This is a genomic window from Caballeronia glebae (genome assembly GCF_001545035.1).
GTDB classification, from domain to species: domain Bacteria; phylum Pseudomonadota; class Gammaproteobacteria; order Burkholderiales; family Burkholderiaceae; genus Caballeronia; species Caballeronia glebae.
Map to the genome: position 1 here is coordinate 331,799 of NZ_FCOJ02000001.1, position 23,292 is coordinate 355,090.

Annotated in this window: 22 protein-coding genes; 9 read left to right on the plus strand and 13 right to left on the minus strand. The window is 63.7% G+C overall.

Annotation, left to right across the window (positions count from 1 at the left end; genetic code table 11):
* The first annotated feature begins 120 nt into the window (after window positions 1–120).
* The 4 genes from AWB82_RS01530 to AWB82_RS01545 all read left to right on the plus strand — a co-directional run bounded on the left by AWB82_RS01530 (window position 121) and on the right by AWB82_RS01545 (window position 2,873).
* The gene (locus AWB82_RS01530; protein ID WP_086965087.1) at window positions 121–471 is read left to right on the plus strand and encodes a hypothetical protein; all 351 of its coding nucleotides are present in this window, start codon (window positions 121–123) and stop codon (window positions 469–471) included.
* Window positions 472–594: 123 nt separating this feature from the next.
* A complete protein-coding gene (locus tag AWB82_RS01535) occupies window positions 595–942 on the plus strand; it encodes a hypothetical protein (protein WP_200818015.1) in 348 nt (115 codons plus the stop codon).
* Between the two features lie 144 nt (window positions 943–1,086).
* A complete protein-coding gene (locus tag AWB82_RS01540) occupies window positions 1,087–2,103 on the plus strand; it encodes a hypothetical protein (protein ID WP_086965091.1) in 1,017 nt (338 codons plus the stop codon).
* A gap of 143 nt (window positions 2,104–2,246) precedes the next feature.
* Window positions 2,247–2,873, plus strand: coding sequence for a hypothetical protein (locus AWB82_RS01545; protein ID WP_086965093.1), 627 nt, complete (start codon window positions 2,247–2,249; stop codon window positions 2,871–2,873).
* Between the two features lie 10 nt (window positions 2,874–2,883).
* On the opposite strand, the gene AWB82_RS01550 is transcribed toward AWB82_RS01545, so the two are convergent.
* The 7 genes from AWB82_RS01550 to AWB82_RS01580 all read right to left on the minus strand — a co-directional run bounded on the left by AWB82_RS01550 (window position 2,884) and on the right by AWB82_RS01580 (window position 12,117).
* Complete coding sequence (locus AWB82_RS01550; protein WP_086965094.1) at window positions 2,884–4,371, minus strand: heavy metal sensor histidine kinase; 1,488 nt, start codon at window positions 4,369–4,371, stop codon at window positions 2,884–2,886.
* Window positions 4,368–5,081 (minus strand): heavy metal response regulator transcription factor, encoded by a 714-nt coding sequence (locus AWB82_RS01555; RefSeq protein ID WP_086965096.1) that lies wholly within the window; start codon window positions 5,079–5,081, stop codon window positions 4,368–4,370. Before AWB82_RS01555 ends, AWB82_RS01550 begins: the two co-directional genes overlap by 4 nt.
* Window positions 5,082–5,176: 95 nt before the next feature.
* A complete protein-coding gene (locus AWB82_RS01560; RefSeq protein WP_086965098.1) occupies window positions 5,177–6,655 on the minus strand; it encodes an efflux transporter outer membrane subunit in 1,479 nt (492 codons plus the stop codon).
* Window positions 6,652–7,893 (minus strand): efflux RND transporter periplasmic adaptor subunit, encoded by a 1,242-nt coding sequence (locus AWB82_RS01565; RefSeq protein ID WP_086965100.1) that lies wholly within the window; start codon window positions 7,891–7,893, stop codon window positions 6,652–6,654. Before AWB82_RS01565 ends, AWB82_RS01560 begins: the two co-directional genes overlap by 4 nt.
* Window positions 7,894–7,914: 21 nt before the next feature.
* On the minus strand, window positions 7,915–11,100 hold the full coding sequence (locus tag AWB82_RS01570) for an efflux RND transporter permease subunit (protein ID WP_086965102.1): 3,186 nt from the start codon (window positions 11,098–11,100) through the stop codon (window positions 7,915–7,917).
* 242 nt (window positions 11,101–11,342) lie between these two features.
* Entirely contained in the window at window positions 11,343–11,609 is a 267-nt protein-coding gene (locus AWB82_RS01575; RefSeq protein WP_086965104.1) for a DUF4148 domain-containing protein, read from the minus strand.
* Between the two features lie 229 nt (window positions 11,610–11,838).
* The gene (locus AWB82_RS01580; RefSeq protein ID WP_086965209.1) at window positions 11,839–12,117 is read right to left on the minus strand and encodes a DUF4148 domain-containing protein; all 279 of its coding nucleotides are present in this window, start codon (window positions 12,115–12,117) and stop codon (window positions 11,839–11,841) included.
* Between the two features lie 319 nt (window positions 12,118–12,436).
* Here AWB82_RS01580 and AWB82_RS01585 point away from each other — a divergent pair, with 319 nt between their 5' ends.
* Complete coding sequence (locus AWB82_RS01585) at window positions 12,437–13,768, plus strand: Nramp family divalent metal transporter (RefSeq protein ID WP_086965106.1); 1,332 nt, start codon at window positions 12,437–12,439, stop codon at window positions 13,766–13,768.
* Between the two features lie 60 nt (window positions 13,769–13,828).
* On the opposite strand, the gene motB is transcribed toward AWB82_RS01585, so the two are convergent.
* Both motB and motA read right to left on the minus strand, forming a co-directional pair.
* The gene (motB, locus tag AWB82_RS01590; protein WP_086965108.1) at window positions 13,829–14,809 is read right to left on the minus strand and encodes a flagellar motor protein MotB; all 981 of its coding nucleotides are present in this window, start codon (window positions 14,807–14,809) and stop codon (window positions 13,829–13,831) included.
* Between the two features lie 30 nt (window positions 14,810–14,839).
* Window positions 14,840–15,712 carry a flagellar motor stator protein MotA gene (gene motA, locus AWB82_RS01595; protein WP_086965109.1) on the minus strand — a complete coding sequence of 291 codons (873 nt, stop codon included), beginning with the start codon at window positions 15,710–15,712 and terminating at the stop codon, window positions 14,840–14,842.
* Between the two features lie 261 nt (window positions 15,713–15,973).
* On the opposite strand from motA, the gene AWB82_RS01600 reads away from it, so the two are divergent.
* Window positions 15,974–16,792: a helix-turn-helix domain-containing protein gene (locus tag AWB82_RS01600; protein WP_086965111.1), complete on the plus strand. Its 819-nt coding sequence runs from the start codon at window positions 15,974–15,976 to the stop codon at window positions 16,790–16,792.
* A 131-nt stretch (window positions 16,793–16,923) separates the two neighbouring features.
* Window positions 16,924–17,196: a hypothetical protein gene (locus AWB82_RS01605; protein ID WP_086965113.1), complete on the plus strand. Its 273-nt coding sequence runs from the start codon at window positions 16,924–16,926 to the stop codon at window positions 17,194–17,196.
* Window positions 17,197–17,287: 91 nt separating this feature from the next.
* Here AWB82_RS01605 and AWB82_RS37550 read toward each other — a convergent pair whose 3' ends face one another.
* The 3 genes from AWB82_RS37550 to AWB82_RS01615 form a co-directional block, all read right to left on the minus strand.
* The gene (locus AWB82_RS37550; protein ID WP_159462549.1) at window positions 17,288–17,455 is read right to left on the minus strand and encodes a hypothetical protein; all 168 of its coding nucleotides are present in this window, start codon (window positions 17,453–17,455) and stop codon (window positions 17,288–17,290) included.
* 94 nt (window positions 17,456–17,549) lie between these two features.
* Window positions 17,550–19,022: an MFS transporter gene (locus AWB82_RS01610; RefSeq protein WP_086965115.1), complete on the minus strand. Its 1,473-nt coding sequence runs from the start codon at window positions 19,020–19,022 to the stop codon at window positions 17,550–17,552.
* A gap of 115 nt (window positions 19,023–19,137) precedes the next feature.
* Window positions 19,138–20,430, minus strand: a complete 1,293-nt coding sequence (locus tag AWB82_RS01615; protein WP_086965117.1) for an MFS transporter — start codon at window positions 20,428–20,430, stop codon at window positions 19,138–19,140.
* Window positions 20,431–20,956: 526 nt separating this feature from the next.
* Here AWB82_RS01615 and AWB82_RS01620 point away from each other — a divergent pair.
* Window positions 20,957–21,700, plus strand: a complete 744-nt coding sequence (locus AWB82_RS01620; RefSeq protein ID WP_086965119.1) for a response regulator transcription factor — start codon at window positions 20,957–20,959, stop codon at window positions 21,698–21,700.
* Window positions 21,701–21,772: 72 nt separating this feature from the next.
* Here the strand turns inward: AWB82_RS01620 and AWB82_RS01625 are convergent, their stop codons facing one another.
* The gene (locus tag AWB82_RS01625; protein ID WP_086965121.1) at window positions 21,773–22,678 is read right to left on the minus strand and encodes a dihydrodipicolinate synthase family protein; all 906 of its coding nucleotides are present in this window, start codon (window positions 22,676–22,678) and stop codon (window positions 21,773–21,775) included.
* A 215-nt stretch (window positions 22,679–22,893) separates the two neighbouring features.
* Here AWB82_RS01625 and AWB82_RS01630 point away from each other — a divergent pair.
* The coding region (locus AWB82_RS01630; RefSeq protein ID WP_200818019.1) for a proline racemase family protein at window positions 22,894–23,292 on the plus strand (399 nt) is incomplete at its 3' end.

Sequence of the window (23,292 nt, forward strand, 5' to 3'; positions counted from 1 at the left end):
CGAAATTCAGCCATGCGCTTGACATAGGAATACTAAGCAAAAGAAGTTTGATTGTATCCGCTACATACCGGCGTCGATGTAGCTGGAATTGACCGTGCGCCTAAACTTGGAGACCTCACCATGCAACGCAAACTGATCGCAGCAGCAGCCGTCCTCTCCCTCGTTTCCGCAGCTGCTTTCGCAACGGGAACGAACTCCAGCTCGAGCTCGACCTCGGGCGGCACCACGAGCGCCGCCGTGTACGGCTTCGGCTCGTTCACCGCGACCAACGCAGGCGCCGCCAACGGCCACGCATCGTCGATCGCCGGCCAGGGCTTCGGCACGACGGGCAACGCGACCAACGCGACGACCAGCCACATCAACACGTCGTCGGTGGGCGGCAAGGGCTTCGGCGGCTCGACGGCAACGGGCGTCTCGGGCGCCGACGCTGCCGCGAATGCCTGGAGCAAGCTCGGCGGCGGCTGGCGCTAAGCACGCGGCGACGGACGGCGAACTTCGCCGCAACGGGGTTCGCTTTCCCGCAACCGACGTGACCGCGGTTCGAATAACAAATTACGAAATCCAATCTTACCGACTCAATAAGGAATGCAAATCATGAAACGCAATCTGATCGCTGCAGCACTGCTCTCGTTCGTCTCCGTTGCCGCCATGGCCACGACCGCGAACTCCAGCTCGTCCTCGACCTCGGGCGGCACGACCTCCGCTTCGGTATCGGGCTTCGGCCGTTTCACGGCGACCGACCACGGCACGGCCAACGGCAACGCGCAATCGGTCGCAGGCGGCCTGTTCGGTGTGACCGGCAACGCGACCAACGCGACGACGAGCCACACCAACACGTCGAACGTGAGCGGCTTCGGTCACGGCAACGCGCAAGCGGGCGGCACCTCGGGCGCGGATGCAGCGGCCAATGCATGGAGCAAGCTGGGCGGCGGCTGGCGCTAAGCCGGTCTCCGACCCAAGGCAGGGGCGGTGTCGTGAAGAGCCACGCGCTCGCGGGATGCCGCCTTTGCCGAACTCATAAAAAAAATCCAAGTCGTCCGGGACCGTCATGCGCTGTGGCGCTCCCCTTTCTTCCGGAGAACCAAAATGAACAAGACCACTCTGCAACTGGCATGCGCGGTTCTGTTTTGCGCCGCGCAACTTGCCCACGCTGACACCACCGCCAATTCCTCGTCGGGCTCGGTTTCGGGTTCGACGTCCACGGGCATCGGCCAGGGCGGCGGATCGAGCCTGAACAATATCGGCACGTCGGCGAACTCGACGGCCAACACCAGTTCCAATTCGTCGTCGGTGGGCGGCCTCGGCGTCGCGACGGCAAGCGGCGGACGTTCGAACGCGCAGGGCGGCTCGTCGAGCGCGCAGGGCGGTACATCGAACGCGCGTGGCGGTTCGTCGAATGTGAACATCTCGCTGTCGATGCCGACGCTCACGACGTCGGGTCCGGATGCGAGCGGCACGGACGCGACCAACAAGGCAGCCACCAGCGGCCCCGGCACGAGCGCCTTCGACACGCGCACGACGGTCGATTACAACCAGAGCTCGTACTCGGTGCGCACCACGCCGGCGATCGCCGCGCCGTCGCTTACGACGACGCTCTCCGACACCTGCATGGGCTCGGCCAGCTTCGGGCTGTCGATCACGGGCTTCGGCGCGACGGGCGGCACGACCCTCGTCGATCAGGCTTGCGTACGCCGTCTCGATGCACGCGAATTCCGCGCAATGGGCCTGACCGATGTCGCGCTCGCGCTGCTCTGCCAGAGCGATGCGAACCGCCGCGCGGTCGAGGCCACGGGTCATCTGTGTCCCGGAACGACCACGCCGCTCGTGAAATCGGGCGAAGACGCGGTGCTTTCGGATGACGAGCGGTATCGCGATCCGCTGGTGCGCGCGCGTCTCGGTTTGCCGATGACCGCGGCCAACAATCCGGAAGTGAACCTGAAGACCCGCAACGAGGCCAAGCAGGATCAACCGGCGCCCGCGAAACAGATCGCGCAGCCGACGCCGGTCGCGGCCCGCGTGTACGATCAGACTGACAGCACGAATGGCGTCGAAGTGGCCAGCGCGCCCATCGGCGAGAAGATCGAAGTCTCGCTGGTGAAGTGAGGAAGCAAGAGATCCAGTGGCCGCGTGAGGCCATGGAGCAACAGAGACGCGTCTGAGCAATCGGGCCGTCTCTACCTTTGAAGGGTTGGCTCTGAAAGACTGGTCCCGGAGAGTCAACCCTCGTTTTCCCGCTGAGGCATGCGATGAAGAGTCACAAGAAAATGGCGGCCATCGCGCTCGCGGCGAGTGCGATGGTCTCGATGATGCCGACGAGCGCGCGCGCCGATGCAAGCGCCGGCGTGATCTGGGCCGCGAACCCGGTCGGCGTGCAGTCGATGCCCGATGCGCAGGCGCTCGCGCTGTTGTCTTCGAGCGGCTATGTGCCCTTGCGAAGCTCGGGCGGCAAGTGCCTGCTCGTCGCGCGGCGCGGCACGCAGATCGTCGCGGTGGAATTGTTGCCGCTCTCGATTGGCCCGAACGTGATCGGATGGAAGCCGCAACAGATCGACATGAGCACGCTTACGTCGAAGTGGGGCTACGAGCCGCCGAAATCGTCGATCGATACGAAGAGTTTCGGCAATCCCGTGACGAGCACGATCTCGGAAGCAAGCAAGACCGATACGTCGAAAGGCGGATCGTATGCGCGCGCGAGCAGTTGGAGCAACGGTCAGGTCGAAGCGCATAGCAGCGCGATTGCGTCGGCCTCGGGCGAGACCGAAGCCGCCGAATCGGTGACGGTGAACGGCAAGACGTATCGCAAGTACAGCCATTTCAAACCGGCGACAGCCGAAGCGCCGGTGGCGGCATCGGACGAATATTTTTGTCAGTGAGGCGCGCGGCTCAGGTCGTGGCGGACTTCGTTCCGACGACCGGCGGCACGGGCAAGGCCACGTCCTCGACGGTTCGCGATTCATTGCCGAAACGCGCGACCGAGAACGAGAACGTGTTGACGCCGTGCTCGCTCGTCGCCGACACCGTGCCGCGATGCATCTCCGCCACCGCCTTCACGATGGCAAGCCCGAGGCCGTGATTTTCGCGGCTGTTCGTGCGTGAACTCTCCGCGCGATAGAAGCGGTCGAAGAGATGCTCCATCACGTGCGGCTGGATCGGTTCGCCGGGATTGGCCACCGCGATGCGAATACGCCCATGCTCGCGCGTGATCGACACGGCGATGGTCGCGCCCGGCGCGCAATGCTGAATCGCGTTCATCACGAGATTGGACAGCGCGCGCCCGAACAGCGACGTGTTGACGAAAGCGCGCGCATCGCCGCTTGCAAGCGCGCGGACCTGGGCTTCTTCCAGCGGAATTTCCAGAAACTCCAGCGTTCGGCCGACCTCCGCCGCGAGCGACACGTCGACGAGTCCAGTGGCGCGCTCGCCCTGATCGGCGCGCGCGAGAAACAGCATGTCGTTGATGATCGCGCGCACGCGCTCGAACTCTTCGAGATTCGACTGCAGCGTGTGACGCAACTCGTCGATCGAGCGGTCGCGCGTCAATGCAACTTCCGTCTGGCCGATGAGAATCGTGACCGGCGTGCGCAACTCGTGCGCGACGTCGGCGTTGAAGGATTCGAGCCGGCCGTATGCGTGATCGAGCCGTTCCAGCGCGCCGTTGAAGGACTTCGCGAGATCGTCGAGTTCCATCGGCAGCGCGCGCGTGTTCAGGCGTTGCGAGCGATTGGTCGGACTCAGCTTCGATGCATCGCGTGTGAGGCGCGCAAGCGGCGCGAGACCGAGCCGCGCGACCGAATAACTCAGCAGCAAAACGGCGATGGTGGCGAGCGCCATCAGCGCGGCGAGCGCGAGACCGAACGCGCGCATGGTGTGGACGTTCGGCGCGCAGTCGATCGCGACGAAGAGTTGCAGGGGCGGACGGTCCGCGTTGGGCGGAATCGTGAGCGTGGTCATCAGCATGTCGTAGGCGCGGTCTTCCGGATGGAAGCGCGCATAGCCGCCCATCACGCGCTTGACGACGCGTCCCGCGGGCGGCGAGCCGTATTCGAAGCGCGGATCGTTGCTCGACACGGCAAAGAGCGTGGAACCGTCGCGCGGCGTGATGTCGGCGAGCTTCTCTTTCGCGATCTTCCATTTGTCCGGCGTCGACACGTGCGCGACGATGAGCCGCGCGACCTCCGCACGGTTGTCGAGCGAGTCGCGCAAATGCTGCTCCAGTTGCACGCGCAGCACGAGAAACAGTCCCGAACCGACGAGCGCGAACACGAACAGCGCGACGAGCGCGAACATAAAGGCGAGACGCCGCGATATGGAGCGCTGCGTGCGCCGCTCGCGCGCTTCGTGCGGCGTCGACGATGTCCACTGCGTGTTCATGATGGTCTCGCGTCTTCCCTTGCTTCGCGCGTGTCGCGGACCTCGCGCACTTCGAGCACGTAGCCCATGCCGCGCACGGTATGCAGCAGTTTCGTGCGGAACGGTCCGTCGAGTTTCGCGCGCAGTCGCTTGATCGCCGTTTCGACGACGTTCGTGTGGCTTTCGAAATCGACTTCCCAGACGAGTTCGGTGATCGCGGTCTTCGAGAGAATGTCGCCGTGGCGGCGCGCGAGCACCGAGAGCAACTGGAACTCCTTCGCGGTGAGATCGAGCCGCACGCCATCGCGTGTCGCGCGGCGGCCGATCAGGTCGACGTATAGATCGCCGACGGAAATCAGCGTCGATTCCTGCGCGCGTGTGCGCCGAGCGAGCGCATGCAGACGCTCGACCAGTTCGAGAAACGAGAACGGCTTCGTGAGATAGTCGTCCGCGCCTTCGCGCAGGCCGCGCACGCGATCGTTGATGTGATCGCGCGCGGTCAGCATGATGACCGGCGTCGATTTCTGCAGGCGCAGCGCCTTCAATACCGCGAAGCCGTCGCGTCTCGGCAGCATCACGTCGAGCACGATCACGTCGTAGTCGTATTCGATGGCGAGATGCGTGCCTTCCTCGCCATCCATCGCGATATCGACGACCCAGCCTTGCTCGGTCAACCCCGAGCGCAGGTAATCCACCACTTTGTGTTCGTCTTCGACTATCAGGACTTTCATGCCTGGCACCTATGCGCGTTCAGTGTGTGTTTACCGTATTGTTCAACTGCTAACTATACGAGTCTCGCGGGCATCGTGCATACGTTTTGATCAACTCAGCGTGCAGGCGGCTTGTCGCTTGCCTCGTTGGTTGCGTTTGCAACTTCTTCGCTATCGTGCGCCGCGTCATTTGAATTCCAGCCGCCGCCCAATGCTTTCACGAGCGCCACCGAAACAGTGCGCTGCTGCCCGTGAATCTGCACATCCTGCCGCTCGCTCGTGAGCAATTGCTGCTGCGCGGTGATCACGTCGAGATAGGCGACGAGTCCGCCCGAGTAGCGATCGTTCGCGAGCGACAGCAGGCGTTGCGCATCGACCACCGCGGCGTGCGATTGCTTCGCCGCGCCGTCCAGCACCGACAATCCGACGATGCCGTCCTGCACTTGCTGAAATGCGCCCAGCACGGTCTGCCGATAATTCGCGACCGCTGCAACATAGCCCTCGTTCGCGAACTCGACGGCGGCCGCGCGCCGTCCGCCATCGAACACGACCTGGCTCGCCATCGTGCCGATGGTCCACAGGAGGCTCGGCGCGGAGATCAGGCTCGACAGTGCCGTGCTTTCCCAGCCGACCGTGCCGTTCAACGTTAGACTCGGAAAGAACGCCGCCTTCGCGACGCCGATCTGCGCATTGGCCGCGGCCATCGAGCGCTCGGCGGACGCGACGTCGGGCCTGCGCTGCAACACGTCGCTCGGTATGCCGAGTGGGATCGGTGGGAGCGGGCGGTCGTTCAATTCCGGCGCGATCGAGAATTGCGGCGCCGGCGTGCCGACGAGCGCGGCGATCGCATGTTCGAATTGCGCGCGCTGATTCAGAAGCAATTGCGCCTGCACGCGCGTCTGGTCGAGTTGCGCCTGTTGTTGCAGCACATCGAGTCCCGACACCGCGCCCAAATCGTGTTGCGTCTGCACGTAGTCGAGCGCTTTCTTCTGCAGAACGACGGAGCGGTTCAACACGTCGATCTCAGCGTCGAGCTCGCGCATCGAAAAGTAGTCGCTGGCGAGATCGGTGGTCAGCACGAGACGCGCGTTCGCGAGATCGTCGCGCGACTGATCCGCCGATGCATGCGCGGCCTCCACTTCGCGCCGGATGCGGCCGAAGAGATCGACGTCGTAGTTGACCGTCGGCGCGAGCTTCAGATCGTTCTGCACGGTGGTGCTGTTCGGCGTCGCGTAATTGTTGACGGGGCGATTCCTCGAAATGCGCGAGCGTGACGCGTTCGCGCCCAGATCGATTTCGGGCAGCGCGAGCGAGGACGTTTGCGCGAGCGTGGCGCGAGCCTGCGCGTAATGCGCACTCGCGGCGGCGAGCGTCTGATTCTGCGCGAGCGCCTGCGTTTCCAGCCCGCTCAACGCGACGTCGCCGAAGCCTTGCCACCAGTCGAGCGCGAGCGGCGCATGCGACGGCTCGCCCACGCGCCAGTACGAATCCGTCTGCCACGTGGGCGGTGTTTCCGCGACGGGCCGGCGATAGTCGGGCCCGACGGTGCACGCCGCGAGCAGCGCCACGAGCGTGATGCCAAGCGCGCTTTTCATGACGCGGCCTTGCCGCCCGACGCGGGCTGCTGTGGCGCTTGCTGCGGCGCGATCACGACATGATCGCCATCGGCGACCGAATCGCTCGGGTTGATGATGATCTTGTCGGTCGCCTCGACACCGCTCTCGATTTCGAGCGATTGCCCGAGATCCTGCGCGATCACGATCTTGTGCAGACGCACGTGTCCGTCGGCATCGACAACGGCGAGGCGCGGGCCTTCGGAACGGAAAAGCAGCGCATTGCCCGGCACGAGCAGGCGAGCATGCGCGGTCGCGGGCAGCGACACCTGCACATACGCGCCGGGCCGCAGACGTCCATCGGAATTGGGCAGCGTCACTTCCACTTGCAACGAACGCGTGGGCACGTCGATCGCGCCGGAAATGTGCGTGATCTTGCCGTGAAACTGTTCGCCCGGAAGCTCCGCCTGCGAGACGGTCACGTCCTGCCCGACCGAGACGTTCTGCGCGTACGCCTGCGGCAACTGCACGAATACGCGCAACGGGTCGCTCTGCGCGAGCGCGAAGAGCGCGCGGCTCGTGCCGCTGCCCGCATCGATGAGATCGCCCACGTCGACATTGCGCTGCGTGACCACGCCCGCGAACGGCGCGACGATGCGCTTGAACGATTCGAGCTGGCGCAGACGCTTCACGTTGGCGTCGGCGGCGGCGAGATTCGCGACGTCCTGGTTGTACGTGCTTTGACGTTCGTCGAGTTCCTGTTGAGACACGGCGTCGCGCTGACGCAATTGCTGCCAGCGTTCGAGCGAGCTTTTCGCGAGGCCTAAGCTCGATGCGGTCTGATCTCGCTGCGCCACCGCTTGCGCCAGTTCCTGATCGATCTCGGGCGTGTCGAGGTCGGCGAGCAACTGGCCTTGCTTCACGCGCGAGCCGATATCAACATACCAGTGCAGCAGATAACCCGTTGCTCGCGCATAGATCGGCGATTCGACGAAGCCGCGCAAGGTCCCCGGCAAGGTCGTTTCACCGCCGCCGTCGGTTTGCTTCGGCATGACGACGTTCACGTATTGCTGCGCGTTCTGTTGCGTACGCGTGGCGATGGAATGGCTATGCAGCATGTCGGTGACGACCGTGCGCGTCGCGCCTATCGCGAGCAACGCGAGCACGATTACAAGCGCGATCTTCGCGCGTTTCCACTCGACATTGCGCGGCGGCAATGCGGGTCCTTCGTTCGGGTCGCGAGCGGGAATCGCAAGCGATGCGTGCTTCTTTTCAGTCATGTTCGTCGGGATGCTTGGATGTCAGTGTTGGCCGCTGCCGTCTCGATGTTGCGTCTGATCCTTGTGCGCGGCGCGGCGTGCGAGACGCGCGTGAATGCCCGCAAAGATCAGCGGCACGAAAAAGAGCGTGGAAACCGTTGCGAACAGGAGGCCGCCGATCACGGCGCGACCGAGCGGCGCGTTCTGCTCCGCGCCTTCGCCGAGGCCGAGCGCCATCGGAACCATGCCGATGATCATCGCGAACGCCGTCATCAAAACGGGACGAATGCGGCTCGCGCCCGCTTCGAGCGCGGCGGTGAGCGGCGGCATGCCGGCGTTCAGACGTTGCCGCGCGAACGAGACCATCAGAATGCTGTTCGCGGTGGCGACGCCCATCGTCATGATCGCGCCGGTGAGCGCGGGCACGCTCAGGTGCGTGCCGGTGAGAAAGAGCATCCAGATGATGCCCGCGAGCGCGGCGGGCAATGCGCTCACGATGATGAGCGGATCGACCCACGACTGGAAGTTCACGACGATCAACAGATACACGAGCACGATCGCCATCGCGACGCCGAGGCCGAGGCCGAAGAACGACGTGCGCATCGTTTCGACCTGACCGCGCACGGCGATCTGCGTGCCGCGCGGAAGCGTCTTGCGCGCTTCATCGACAAGATGATTCACCTGCCGCGCAACGCTGCCGAGATCGCGCCCTTCGACGCTCACGAAGAGATCGATCACGGGCCGGATGTTGTAGTGCGTGACGACCGCGAACTGATTTTGCGGCGAGAGGCGCACGAGATTGCCGAGCAGTTGCGTCGGTCCGTTGAGCGATGCGGAAACGGGCGTGCGCAGCAGTTCGTCGATCGATGAAACCTGATACTGCGGCGTCTGCACCGCGAGGTTGTATTCGACGCCGTTGCGCGGATTGAACCAGAATCCCGGCGCGGTTTGCGAACTTCCCGACAGCGAAACCAGCACGTTCTGTGCGACGTTGCTCGCCGAGAGATTGAGCTGTTGCAGTCGCGTGCGATCCATCTGCAAGTCGATGGCGGGCTCGTCGAGCTTTTGCTGAATGTGCGTATCGACATTGCCGGGAATCATGCGGATCTGCTTCATCAGCCTGCTCGCGACTTCGAAATTCGCCTGACCGTTCTGGCCTTGAATCTGCACGTCGATGGCGGCGGGCAGGCCGAAGTTCAGGATTTGCGTGACGATGTCCGCGGGCTGAAAGAAGAACTCGACACCGGGAAAGCGGCGCGGCAGGAGCGCGCGCAATTCGTCGATGTACTTTTGCGTCGGCGCGTGATCGGGATTGAGCGCGACCTGGATCTCGCCGTCGAGCGTGCCGATCGTTCCGGCATTGCTGTACGACAGGTTGATGCCGCTATAAGGCAGGCCGAGGTTGTCGAGGATCGTCGCGAGTTCGTCTTGCGGCACGACTTGGCGCACGACCTTCTCGACTTCATCCGCGAGACGCGCGGTTTCCTCGATACGCGTGCCGGTCGGCGCGCGCATGTGCAGGCGGATATCGCCTGCATCGACGCTCGGGAAGAAGTCCTCGCCGAGCGCGAACACGAGCCCCGCCGAAAGCAGACAGAAGCCGAGAAAGAGCGAAGCGAACATACGCCGCTTCACGAGCAGCCTCGACAGAATCACGATATACGCGCCGCGCATGCGCTCGAAACCGCGATCGAAACGGCGATGCAGACGCATGAAGAGATTCGGCCGCGCTTTTGCGTCGGGCGCGTGCGCGTGGCCCATCAAGAGCATCGCGAGCGTCGGCACGAGCGTGCGCGACAGTATGTACGACGCGAGCATCGCGAACACGACGGCTTCGGCGAGCGGCACGAACAGGAATTTGGCGACGCCGGTGAGAAAGAACATCGGCACGAACACGATGCAGATGCATAGCGTCGAAACGAGCGCGGGCACCGCGATTTCACCCGCGCCATCGAGAATCGCGTCGTGCAGGTTCGTGCCGAGATGCAGATGGCGCTCGATGTTTTCGATCGTCACCGTGGCATCGTCGACGAGAATGCCGACCGCGAGCGCGAGACCGCCCAGCGTCATGATATTGATGGTCTGCCCGAGCGCATGCAGGACGATCAGCGACGAGAGAATCGAAAGCGGAATCGAAATCGCGATGATGCAGGTGCTGCGCCAGTTGCCGAGAAAGAGCAGGATCATCGCGGCGGTGAGCACGGCGGCGATAAGCGCTTCGCGCACGACGCCCTGCACGGCGGCCTTCACGAACACGGACTGATCGAAGAGCGCGCTGATCTTCAGATCGGGCGGCAGCGACGCCCGCGCCTGCGGCAAGAGGTCTTGCAGCGTATTGACGATCGAAAGCGTCGATGCGTTGCCGTTTTTCAGTACCGAGATCAGCACGCCGCGACGACCGTCCTGGCGCACGATATTGGTCTGCGGCGAGAAGCCGTCGCGCACGTGGGCGACTTCGCGCAAGTAGGTCGTCGCGCCGTTGATCGTGCGTACCGGAATGTCGTTCAGGCCCGCGACCGTCGTGGGCGAGCCATTCATATTGATGGTGTATTCGCGCGGGCCGATCTTCGCGGTGCCGGTCGGCAGGATCAGGTTCTGCGCGTTGACGGCCTGCACGACATCGGTCGGCGTGAGGCCTTTGGCGAGCAGCGCGCGCGTGTCCAGATCGACGGAGATGAGGCGCGTCTTGCCGCCATAGGGGTAAGGCACGGCCGCACCCGGAATCGTCACGAGTTGCGGACGCAGGAAGTTGAGCGCGGTGTCGTTCAGGTCTTGTTCGGATTGCTTCGGGCTGGAAAGACCGAGCTGGATGACCGGAATGCTCGACGCCGAATAGCTGATCACGAGCGGCGGCGTCGCGCCCGGCGGCATCTGCTTCAATTGCGCCTGCTCGACGGCGACCGTTTGCGCGATCGCGGTCTGGATGTTCGCCGTCGGTTGCAAAAAGAGCTTGATGATCGCAATGCCCTGCAGCGATTGCGACTCGATGTGCTCGATGTTGTTCACCGTGGTCGTGAGACTGCGCTCATTGACCGACGTGATGCGATTGGCCATGTCCTGCGCGGACAAACCGGTGTAGTTCCAGATGATGCTGACAACGGGAATATCGATTTCGGGAAGCACGTCCACCGGCGTCGTCACGAGGACGAAGGGCGTCGCCAGCAGAATCATGATGGCCATCACGATGAACGTGTAAGGCCGCTTAAGCGCAACGTTGACTATCCACATTGAGTCGTTCGGAAAATGCTTGGGAAGGGCGCTGCGAAATAAACGAATGCGGCGCGCGAGACGCAATGACGGAGCGAGGCGTGCGGTTCGCCATCAGTCTCGCTATGGTAGTGGCCGGGTGCCAACGAGAATATGGCGCGAAAATGGCGCTTATGTCAGATTAGGCAAATTGAAAGCAAGCTTACGAAAGCGCGCGGTAGGGCCGCGCGCTTTGCACTCGAATATCCGGGAATAACAGCGCTTCAGCGCAGGTAACGCTCCGCATTGGGAGCAAAGTTCGGATAGCCCGGTTGAGTGCGATAAACGCTCGCGCCGGTATAGATGCCTTCCTTGATATCGAGGAAACTCCCGGGATAGCGCGCGTCTTGCTCTCCCGGACGATATCCGGCGCGCTCGGCTTTCACGAGGTCCTCGCGGACTTGCTGTCTTGTAAGGCCGTCCGATTGTGCGAGCGCTGCAAGCGGCGCCGCGATTAGAGCGAAGAGGGCAATGCGCGTGACGAACTTCATAGCGGACTCCTCATACCGTTAATGGGATGAACGCGACCGTGCGACGCGAATGCGGTGTGCGAACAGCCGCGCAGCGATTGTAGGTAGCCGGAATCGACACGCTTAGCTTACTCGGATGATGTATCGAACGAACGCGCGAAATGCGCGAGAAGCGTAGGTGAAGCGAGACGGCGCGGGATCGTTGGCGTTCGGCGAAAGCCGCGCGTGTCTCGTGAAGAAGCGTGCGTTATTACGGGGTCTGTCCGAGCGGCGTCGTCGACATCGTGCGTCCCGAAGACGATGAGCCGTCCGTGGACGCGCCATATGCGCCTTGCGCGCTGACCTTCGCTTCGGCTGCCTGGATGTCGGTCGGATAGAACGCATCGCGCTCGGACGGGTTGTAGCCTGCTTGTTCGACGCGTTGCAGGTCCTGCCTGACCTGCGCGCGCGTGAGGCCGTCGGATTGTGCGAGCGCGGCCAGCGGCGCGCAGGCAATGGCGATTACAGCGAGACGGGTGACTAGTTTCATGGCGTACTCCTCATGCGGGTGAAGGATGAACGCGGCGTGCGGTTGCGCGATATGCAGCGTCGGCACGCTTACCACAGCCACCCCTGAATTCTATTTGTCGGACCGTGACGAGATGCTGGCCATCAGATGACGTTATGGTCAGATTGGAGCGCGCACTGAACGTGCAGTGAGACGCATCGAAGGGCCGTCTGTGAGCGCACGCAGCCGGTGATAGACTCGCCCGCGTGACGCGCATTGCAAGCTGCCTGAATAACATCGTTTCGCGGATGTTATCCGCGTGAAATGTTTGTGCCCGATACCGCTATCAGGAACCGATAACTTGCCGTTCAATCTGCCGACCACGGCCACCGCGCCGTTTTGCCCATCGGAAGTCAAAGGCTCCGTCGCCGTTTCGCCGGGCGCACCGTTCTGGAAAAAGCTTTTGCAATTCGCGGGCCCCGGCTTGCTTATTTCCATCGGGTATATGGACCCCGGCAACTGGGCGACGGATATCGAAGCCGGTTCCCGTTATGGCTATGGCCTGCTTTTCGTCGTCGTGTTGTCCAGTCTCGCGGCGATGGTGCTGCAAGTTCTTTCGATGCGGCTCGGCATCGTCACGGGGAAAGATCTCGCGCAGTTATCGCGCGAGCGTTATACGAAGCCGGTCGCAAATGTGCAATGGATGCTCGCGGAGTTATCGATCATCGCGTGCGATCTCGCGGAAGTGCTCGGCGGCGCGCTTGCATTTCATTTGCTATTCGGCGTTTCATTGATTTGGGGCGTGGTGCTCACCGCATTCGACACGCTCATCGTGCTTGGCTTGAAAGGCAAGAACTTCCGCGATCTCGAAGCAATCATGTTGGGGCTCATCGCGACGATCGGCGTGGGTTATATCGTCGAGCTCGTGCTCGTCAAGCCGCATTGGCCTTCGGTTGCGGCCGGGCTCGTGCCTTCGATTCATGCGTTGCGCGATCGCGAGCCGCTTTATCTCGCGATAGGGATTCTCGGCGCGACCGTGATGCCGCATAACCTGTATCTCCATTCTTCGATCGTGCAGACGCGCGTGGTGAATCGCGATGCGAAGAGTCTTGCATCGGCAATCAATCTTTCGCGGCTCGATACCATCTTGTCGCTCGTACTCGCGCTGCTGATCAATGCGGCGATCCTGATTCTCGCGGCATCGGCGTTTCATGCGACGGGACACACGCAAGTGACCGAGATCGAAGACGCGTACAAGTTGCTTGCGCCTATCGTGGGGACCGGACTTGCCGCGATTCTTTTCGCGGTGACGCTGTTCGCATCGGGGCAAAGCTCGACGTTCACCGGCACCATTGCGGGGCAGGTGATCATGGAAGGATTTCTGCAACTGAAGATTCCATGTTATCAGCGCAGATTCATCACGCGCGCCCTGGCGCTCGTGCCGGCGTTGATCGGCGTGTATGCGATGGGCAACGGCGCGGTCGGCAAGCTGCTCGTCGCGAGTCAGGTCGTGCTGAGCTTGCAGTTGCCGTTCGCGCTTTATCCGCTGATCCGGATGACGAGCGACCGAGGCCTGATGGGGACGTTCGCGAACAAGCCGCATATGAAGCTCGTCGCGTGGGCGTTATTTGTCGTGATTAGCGCGGCGAATGTGTGGCTGGTGGTGCAGACGGTCGCGGATTGGATCGGCTGAAACGAAAAGCGCCATGCACGGTTCAATGTGCATGGCGCTTTGGAAAGCCGCGAGCGTTGCTTACTTCACCACCGCAACCGGCGCATTCGATTTGGCCGCTACCGTTGCGGGAATCGCCGTATCGACGGGTCGCGTTTCATCGACGGTTGTTCTTCCGCCGTCGCGGAAAAACGCCTGCTCGGCCGCCTTGTTCAGAACGAGGATACTGATGCGCCGATTCGTCGGCTCATCGGCGACGTCCTTGTTGAGCGGCAGCACGTCGGCAAGTCCGCGCACCTGCAGCACCTTGCTTTCCTTCATTCCGCCCGCGACGAGCGCGCGCCTTGCGGCATTCGCCCGCTCGCTGGAAAGCTCCCAGTTCGAATAACCGGCCTGACCGCCGGAATAGGCCACCGCATCCGTGTGACCCGCGATCGACACGCGGTTATCGACATCGTTCATCGACGCGCCGATGTTAGTGAGAATCGTCGTCACATAGCTTTCGAGCTTCGAGCTGCCTGAAGCGAACATAGGCCGCTTGAGCGAATCGACGATCTCGATGCGCAAGCCTTCGCTCGTAATCGCGATGCGAATCTGATCCTTGAACGCCCGCAACGCAGGCATCTGTTCGATGAGTGCCATTAGCTTCTGCTTGAGTTGCTGCAGCTTCTGCAAGTCATCCATTGCGACGGCCGCGCGCGCGATCGACTGCGGCACCGGCTGCGCCTGGCTCTTCTTGCCTTCGCCCGGACGCGTGCTCGACAGATCCTTGCCGCCGCCCGTGATGACGCTCGTATGGGCCGATGCGCCGCCATCGTTGCCGAACAACGCGGAGAGCGGCGTGTTGAAGTACTGTTCGATGCCTTCCTTGTCGTACTTCGAGGTCGAGCCGAGCAGCCACATCAACAGGAAGAACGCCATCATCGCGGTGACGAAGTCGGCGTAGGCGATCTTCCATGCGCCGCCATGATGCCCGTGTCCATGCGCTTTCTTCTTGCGCTTGACGACGACAGTCGGCGCAAGCACCGACTGCAGCGGATCGCGTGACGGTTTTTCAGCCATGAGCGTAAGTCCTTTGCGTGCCCGATAACATCACGAAGCCGACTTCGGCATCTTGGTGGCGCGCACCGCGTCGTCGAGTTCCTTGAAGCTCGGACGATCGGCGGTGAAGAGCACCTTGCGGCCGAATTCGACGGCCACCGTCGGCGCATAGCCGTTCATCGATGCGAGCAGCACGGACTTCACGCACTGGAACGGCTTCGCTTCGGCGGCGCCCTTCGCGTTGAGCAAATCCGCGAGCGGACCGATGAAGCCATACGCCAGCAGAATGCCGAGGAACGTGCCGACGAGCGCGCCCGCGATCATCTCGCCGAGCACGGCGGGCGCGGCGCCGACCGAGCCCATCGTGTGCACGACGCCCATCACGGCTGCGACGATACCGAACGCGGGCAAGCCGTCCGCCATCTTCTGGATCGCGTTCGCGGCGACCGTGCTTTCCGTGTGATGCGTTTCGAGTTCCTCGTCCATCAGATCCTGCATTTCGAGCGCGTTGACATTGCCCGCCGACATCATGCGCAAATAGTCGACGATGAAATCGAGCAGATGATGATCGGCCATCACGTGCTCGTATTTCTGAAAGAGCGGGCTGGCCTCGGGCGCATCGACATCGGCTTCGAGCGCCATCATGCCTTCCTTGCGCGCCTTCTGAAGCAGTTCGTAGAGCAACGCGATCAGCGTGAGGTATTTCTCTTTCGTGTAGCCGCCGCCCTTGAACGCCTTCGGGATGGATTGCAGCGTCTTCTTGAGCGTCGCGGTCGGGTTCGATACGACGAACGCGCCGATCGCCGCGCCGAAAATGCACAGCAGCTCGAACGGTTGCACGAGGGCGGCGAGGTGGCCGCCGACGCCGATGAAGCTTCCGATCACCGAGCCGATGACCAACACCCATCCGATGATGACAAACATGATTTCTCCGCAAAAGTCCGGGCGTCGCGGGCCGTGCGTGCTCGGGATTGAGGCGCGCACGGCTCGCGACGCATTGTTCGCTTGTTGTGGGGCTTATCGGCTCGGAAGCGCGGGAGATTTAGGGTGTCGCGCGCAAGTTTTTCTGCGCAAAGGTTTGCGCAGTAAATCTTACGTTCGTTCGCAATGCGGACAAACGCCCGTCCAGCCGATTACGTTCGAGGTAATGGATTGCGTGCGCGCGCTTCGTCTAACATCGGTAGCATGAACTCGACCCTTGTTTATCCCGAAGCACAATCGAGCGTGGGCGCGCTACTGCGCGAATGGCGTCAGCGCCGGCGCATGAGCCAGCTCGATCTCGCGGGCGTCGCGGACGTGTCCACGCGTCATTTGAGCTTCGTCGAATCGGGCCGCTCGCTGCCGAGCAGGGAGATGCTGATGCGCCTCGCCGAGCAGCTCGACGTGCCGCTGCGCGAGCGCAACACGCTGCTCGTCGCGGCCGGTTATGCGCCGCTCTATCGCGAGCGCGCGCTGGCCGATCCGCAACTTGCCGCGGCGCGGCGCGCGGTCGATCTCGTGTTGAAAGGGCACGAGCCGTATCCCGCGCTCGCCGTCGATCGTCACTGGACGATGGTCGCGGCGAATGCGGCTTTCGCGCCGCTCGTCGCGTCGGCGCATGCGGAGTTGCTGGCGGCGCCGGTCAACGTGTTGCGCCTATCGATGCATCCCCAAGGTCTCGCCGATGCCATCGACAACTGGCACGAGTGGCGCGCTCATTTGCTCGCGCGGCTGCGTCGGCAGATCGAAGTGTCGGGCGATGCGACGCTCGTCGCGCTCTTCGCGGAACTGGAGGCGTATCCCGCGCCGCTGCACACGGCCCACGCGCCGCGCGGCGAGACCGATCCGGTCGTCGTGCCCTTGCGCATGCGCACGCAGCATGGCGTGCTGTCGTTCTTCAGCACGACGACGATTTTCGGCACGCCCGTCGACATCACCTTGTCGGAGCTTGCGATCGAAGCCTTCTTTCCCGCCGACGACGCGACCGCCGCCATCCTTCGCGAACTCGCCGAAGCAAGACGTTGAGCTTGCGTCGCCGCGCGCATGCTTACAGAATTGAACCTAGTCGGGATGCGCGGATCAATGAGTAAGCATGCTGCGCGCTAAATGGCGGGCGGCCTGTGTCAGTTTTTGTCCAACTAACGCGGAAGGCAGCGATGATTCAAACATTCGAGCAAGTGATCGGCGGGCAAACGATGCAGTTCTGCGCCAGCCTCGCGGAAGGCGGCGGCCCGGCGCGCGTCATCATCAGCCGGGCGGATTCGGCGGAGTCGCTCGTGATCGTCGAAGCCGATGGCATCATCGGCGCGATCAAGGCGGAAGTGGAAGCGCCCGATACACTCGTCGCCGATGCCGTGCGCAAGGCGCAGCAGGAAGCGCTGATCGAGCGCGCGCTGGAAACCGGCGCCGTGCAGACGACGAGCCTATAGCTCTTCAGTCAGCACGTGCCAGCAAAAATGCCCGCGCGGCTTTCTCGGCCGCGCGGGCATCGTTTTGTGCGCGCGACGATCCGTCAACGGCTCACATGCGCGGCTCGCCGTTCTTCGGATCGGCGGGCACCATCGGCGTGGCGGAGTCGGGGCCGTCGGGCATGTCCGGATCTTCGGGATTCGCCGGGGCGTCGGGGTCGAGCAGCTTGTCCGGATCAGGTTCGAGCGGCTCGTCGGGGGAGCGGGGCATCGTCGACATGGTGTTCTCCTCAGGCAATTCGTGGCGCGCGCTGACGCGTTTTCCAGCGCTTCGCCCGAGCGTTGCAACGGTCGTTCCCGCTGCCGTTCATCGGTCATTCGGCGTTTTCCGGCAGCGAGCCACACGCGCGTTTCGGCTCTTCCGTTCTCCGGTTCGGCGGGTTGTTCACGTGACGCGCGATCAGCGCGGCGCACAACAGCAGCGCGACCGAAATCCCCGCCGACCAGCGCACCGCAGCGACGATGTGTTCCGCGCTCGCCGCGCCATCGCCGTGGGCCGCGAGCGCGCCGAACGCCGCGACGCCGATCGCGCCCGACGCCTGCCGCGCCGTGTTGAGCACCGCCGAAGCCGTGCCCGCGCGCGCCTGGCCGACCGTGCCGAGCAACGCGGTCGTCATGGCCGGAACCGCGAGTCCCATACCCGATGGAATCAGCAGGAAGGGCACGAGGAGCGCGGCTGTGGGCGTCGTCGTATCGACGAAGGCGAGCGCGGCGAAACCGGCGGCGTCGAGCAGCGCGCCGAAGATCATCGGGCCGCGCGAGCCGAAGCGCGCGACGACCGGACCGCTCGCCAGATTCGAGATCAGAAAGCCGCCCGTCAGCGGCAGGAACGCGAGGCCGGTTTGTAGCGGCGTATGGCCGAGCACACGCTGCAAATACAGGCTCAAAAGAAAGACGATTCCATAATAGGTGAGATTCACGCCGATGCCGAAGGCCACGGCCGCGCTGAAAGTTCGCTCGGCGAAGAGCGAGAGCGGCAGCATCGGCGCGCGGCTCCCGCGCTCGATTGCGACGAACGCGCCGCCCGCCGCCAGCGCCAGCACGAAAGCGCCGATCACGAGCGGATGCGCTGGCCCGAGCGGGCGCAACTCGATCACCGCGCCGACGAGCGACGCCAGCGCGACGATCGCCAGCGCCTGGCCCGGCAAGTCGATGCCGCGTGCCTGCGCGACATCTTCGGTGCGCGCGGTTTTTATCCACGCGAGCGTCGCGACGATGCCGGCCGCGCAGATCGGCAGATTGACCCAGAAGATGCTGCGCCAGCCGAACGCCGCGATCAGCACGCCGCCCACGATCGGCCCCGCCGCGATCGACACCGCGCCCGCCGCCGTCCACAAGCCGACCGCACGCGCGCGCAGTCGCCGGTCATGGCCGCATGTGGCGTTCAGGAGCGCGAGCGAGTTCGGCAGCATCGCCGCCGCGCCGACGCCTTGCAGCGCGCGCGCCGCGATCAGTTGCGCCGCGTCGCGCGAAAAGGCGCACGCGAGCGATGCCAGCGCGAAGAGCGCAAGTCCGCCGAGGAACATGCGCCGCGCCCCGAAGCGATCGCCGAGCGAGCCGGCGGAGAGCATGAGCGCGGCGAAGGCGAGCGCGTAACTGTCGACGGTCCATTGCAGGCTCGCGACGCTCGCGCGCAGATCGTGGCCGATGCTCGCAAGCGCGACATTCACGATCGAGACGTCGAGTTGGGAAACGACGAAGCCGACGCTGGTCGCCGTCACGACGAGCATCTGCCGGGCGGACAGACGCGTTTCGGATGAGGAAAGGTTCGAGTTCATGCCGTCCATCGTAGGCGCGCCGCGCGATCGATGTTTCGGCGTGGGGTGAAACGTGAAAGCGCAATGAAAAATGGCGCACCGCGTGTGAACGGTGCGCCATTTGCGCGAAAACGCTCGCGCCGAATCAGGGCGTTTTCTTGATGAAAAGCGTTGTCAGCGCACCGACCGCGCACAGCGCGCCGACGTAGATCGCGGGCGCCATCGGGCTCGATTTCATCATCAGCGAGACGACGATCGGCGTGAGTCCGCCGAACACCGCATACGCGACGTTGTACGAAAACGAGATCCCGGAAAAGCGCACGGCGGGCGGGAACGACTTGACCATCACGAACGGAATCGCGCCGATCACGCCGACGAAAAAGCCCGTGAGCGCGTACCACGGCAGCAGCGCGGAGGCGTCGAGCGCAATCTGCTGGAACATCAGCCAGTACGACACGGCGAGCGCTACGCCGCCGACGAAGATCGTCTTGCCCGCGCCGATGCGGCCCGCGAGCGCACCCGCCAGCACGCAGCCGATTGTGAGACACAGCGTCGCCGCGCAGTTCGCGACGAGCACTGTCGCCGGCGCGATGTGGAATTGCTTTTGCAGGAGCGTCGGCGTCATCAGGATCACGACGACGATCGCAGCCGAGAGCATCCACGTGAGCAGCATCGAAATGATGACGGCGCGGCCGTGATCGCGCAGCACGGCCTTGAGCGGGATTTCCGCGGCGAGCGACTTGCGCTTCTGCAACTCGGCGAAGACCGGCGTTTCATGCAGCCAGCGGCGCAGATAGACCGAGCACAGACCGAAGATGCCGCCGAGCAGAAAGGGCAGACGCCACGCGAAATCGGCGACTTCGGCCGGCGCGAACGTCTTGTTGATGCCCGTGGCGATCAGCGAGCCGAGCAGAATGCCCGCCGTCAGGCCGGCCGTGAGCGTGCCGCACGCGTAGCCGATATGACGGCCCGGCACGTGCTCCGACACGAACACCCACGCGCCCGGCACTTCTCCGCCGACCGCCGCGCCCTGCATCACGCGAAACGCAAGCAGCAGCACGGGCGCCATCAGGCCGATCGACGCATACGTGGGCAAGAGACCCATCAGGAGCGTCGGCACGGACATCAGCAGCACGGAAAGCGTGAACATGCGCTTGCGTCCGAGCAGATCGCCGAAGTGCGCCATGACGATTCCACCGAGCGGGCGCGCGAGATAACCCGCCGCGAAGATGCCGAAAGTCTGCAATTGGCGCAGCCAGTCAGGAATCGACGGCGGAAAGAACAACTGGCCGATGACCGGCGCGAAAAACACGAAGATGATGAAGTCGTAGAACTCGAGCGCGCCGCCGAGCGCGGCGAGCGTGAGCGTCTTGTAATCGCCGCGCGTGAGCGCACGGCCGGCCGCGCGCGGGGCGTCGGACAGAGGTGTTGCCTGCATCGAAAAAAGAACCCGTGAGTGGAAAAGCCACGCGTGACGCGCGGTAGGACGAGGCTTTGCCCTGCGGGAGTGACTAAACGCGCCGGGTGGACGCGAAGCGAAAGTCCGGGCGCGAAACGGGAACGAAACGGCCAGAAACCAGCGGGCGCGGATTCGAAGCCGCCGCCCGTCATCCGCGCTGCGCGATGCGACGGACAGTCGCGGCGCAGCTTGCCACGCGACGTCTCGATAAAACGGCGGAAGCGGGAACTTTTGAGCCAAAGGCGGCATGTTACAGGATGAAAGCGAGCGCAAAAGCGAAAAGCCGTTCTATTTTCGAGATGGTTGCGCGTATCAGACGCCGCCGACTTCGTGCGCCGCGCAGTCACATGCGTTGACAATTCGGATGAGTCCGATGGGAAAGGGTCGCATGGCTGCCCAGAATTCGCAGCTTGAATATTCCCGTCTCATCCCGCGAGGAGACGCCCGGCGGGCCCGGCAGTACGGCCTCCGCCCCATGTCCCTTGGACTCATCAGGTTAGACACCATGCGCGTCGCCGTTTTACAAACCGACCCCAGTCATCGAAATCTCATCGCCGACGTCGTCAATCGACTTGGCCACACTTGCGTGACCTTCGGCGACGGCCTCGTGCTGTCGAAGGCGCTGTCCCGCTCGACGGTCGATCTGCTCATTCTCGACTGGAATTCCACTGGCCTCTGTGGCCTCGATCTGCTGAAATCCGTCCGGTCGAGCTTCGGCGAACGCGTGCCCGTCATGTTCGCGACGCCGGACGGCGCGGAGCACAACGTGGTTTGCGCACTCACCGCGGGCGCCGACGATTTCGTCGTTTATCCGATTCGCCCGGGCGAATTCGGCGCGCGCGTCGAAGCGCTGATGCGCCGTGCGTATCCCGCGACGTCCAGCGCGTGCCTCGAAGTCGGGCCGTATCGCTTCGATGCGCGTCAGCAAACCGTCACCGTGCGGGGCAAGCCGGTGCAGTTGAGCGGCACGCAATTCCGTCTCGCGCAGCTTTTCTTCTCGAACATCGGCCGCGTGCTGTCGCGCGATCATATTTTCGCGATGGTCTGGGGCCGCGAGTTCCGCGAAACCACCCGCACGATCGACAGCCACGTTTCGCGCCTGCGTCTCGCGCTCGAAATCGAGCCGATCAACAACTTCCGCCTGCAACCGGTTTACAAGAGCGGTTATCGCCTGCTGCATCTCTACGATGAAGGCGAAGACTCGGGGGGCGGCCTCGCCGATCCCGCGCCTGCGCAGATCGCGGCCTGAAGCCACTTTCAACGAGTCAACGAAAAATGCCGTCGGTACTTTACCGACGGCATTTTTCATTTCCGCCCGCGATCAGAGCGTGGGCAATGCCGGGCGCGTCTCGATGCTGCGTCGAATCAGCGCTTCGACCTCGCGGCGCTCGTCGTCCGCGAGTGGCAGGCGCGGCGGACGCACCGACTCGGTGCCCAGGCCGACGATCGCCTCGGCGAGCTTGATGTTCTGCACGAGCTTGTGCGAAACGTCGAGCGCGAGCAGCGGCGCGAACCAGCGATAAATCGCGCGCGCTTCCTCGACACGCCCCGCGCGAATCAGCTTGCTGATCGCCACGGTCTCGCGCGGGAACGCGCACACGAGGCCCGCGACCCAGCCGTGCGCGCCCATCAGCATCGCTTCCATCGCGAGATTGTCGACGCCGCAGAAAAGCGCATAGCGCTCGCCCGTTTCGTTGATGAGATCGGTGATGCGGCGCACGTCGCCGCTCGATTCCTTGATCGCCGCGAATTTTTTCTCTTCGGCGAGTTCGGCGAACATCTTCGGCGTGACATCGACGCCATAAGCGAGCGGGTTGTTGTAGACCATCAGCGGCAGCGGGCTCGCGTCGGCGACCATGCGGAAATGGTTGAGCGTCTCGCGCCGGTCCGACTGATAACGCAGCCCCGGCAGCACCATATAGCCCGCCGCGCCGTGACGCGCGGCGCGCTCGGCCTGGCGGCAGCCGTCGAGCGTGCTGTTCTCGGCAATCGTCAGCAACACCGGCACGCGGCCGCGCGCGGCGTCCACGGCGATGTCGAGTACGTCGAGCTTTTCGTCGAGCGATAACGTCGATGCTTCGCCGAGCGAGCCGCACACGATGACGCCATCCACGCCGGCTTCGATCTGCGCGTCGATGTTCTTCGCGGTCCACGCGCGGTCTATGCTGAAATCGGCGTTGAACTTGGTGGTCACGGCGGGCATCACGCCTTCCCAGATATGCGTCACGACGACTCTCCGAAAGTGATTTGACGGTACGCAGTGTAAGCACCGAAAAATCGGGCGTCTTGCGCGTTTCGCGCGCGCCGCGTGCCGATTTCGGCATAGCCGTTTCGTCGCGAAAACGCCGCGCGACGAGCGTCTCCGGACGCGTTTAGCCTGTGCCGATATCGTCATCAAAACGATCCCGCCGACTCAAGACGCCGATATCGCGCGTTTCTACGATAGGCGGCATGAAAACCATCGACATCATCGACTCGCATACGGGCGGCGAACCGACGCGCCTCGTGATCGCGGGCGGCCCGGATCTGGGCACAGGCACACTCGCGCAACGGCTCGACACGTTCCGTGCGCGCTTCGATGACTGGCGACGCGCCATCGTCACCGAGCCGCGCGGTTCCGACGTGATGGTCGGCGCGCTGCTGTGCGAGCCCGACGTTCCCGAAGCCGCGGCGGGCGTCATCTTCTTCAACAACGTCGGCTATCTCGGTATGTGCGGACACGGCACGATCGGGCTCGTCGCGTCGCTCGCGCACGCGGGCCGGATCGCGCCGGGGCGGCATCGGATCGATACGCCCGTCGGACCGGTCGACGCGACGCTGCATGCGGACGGCAGCGTCAGC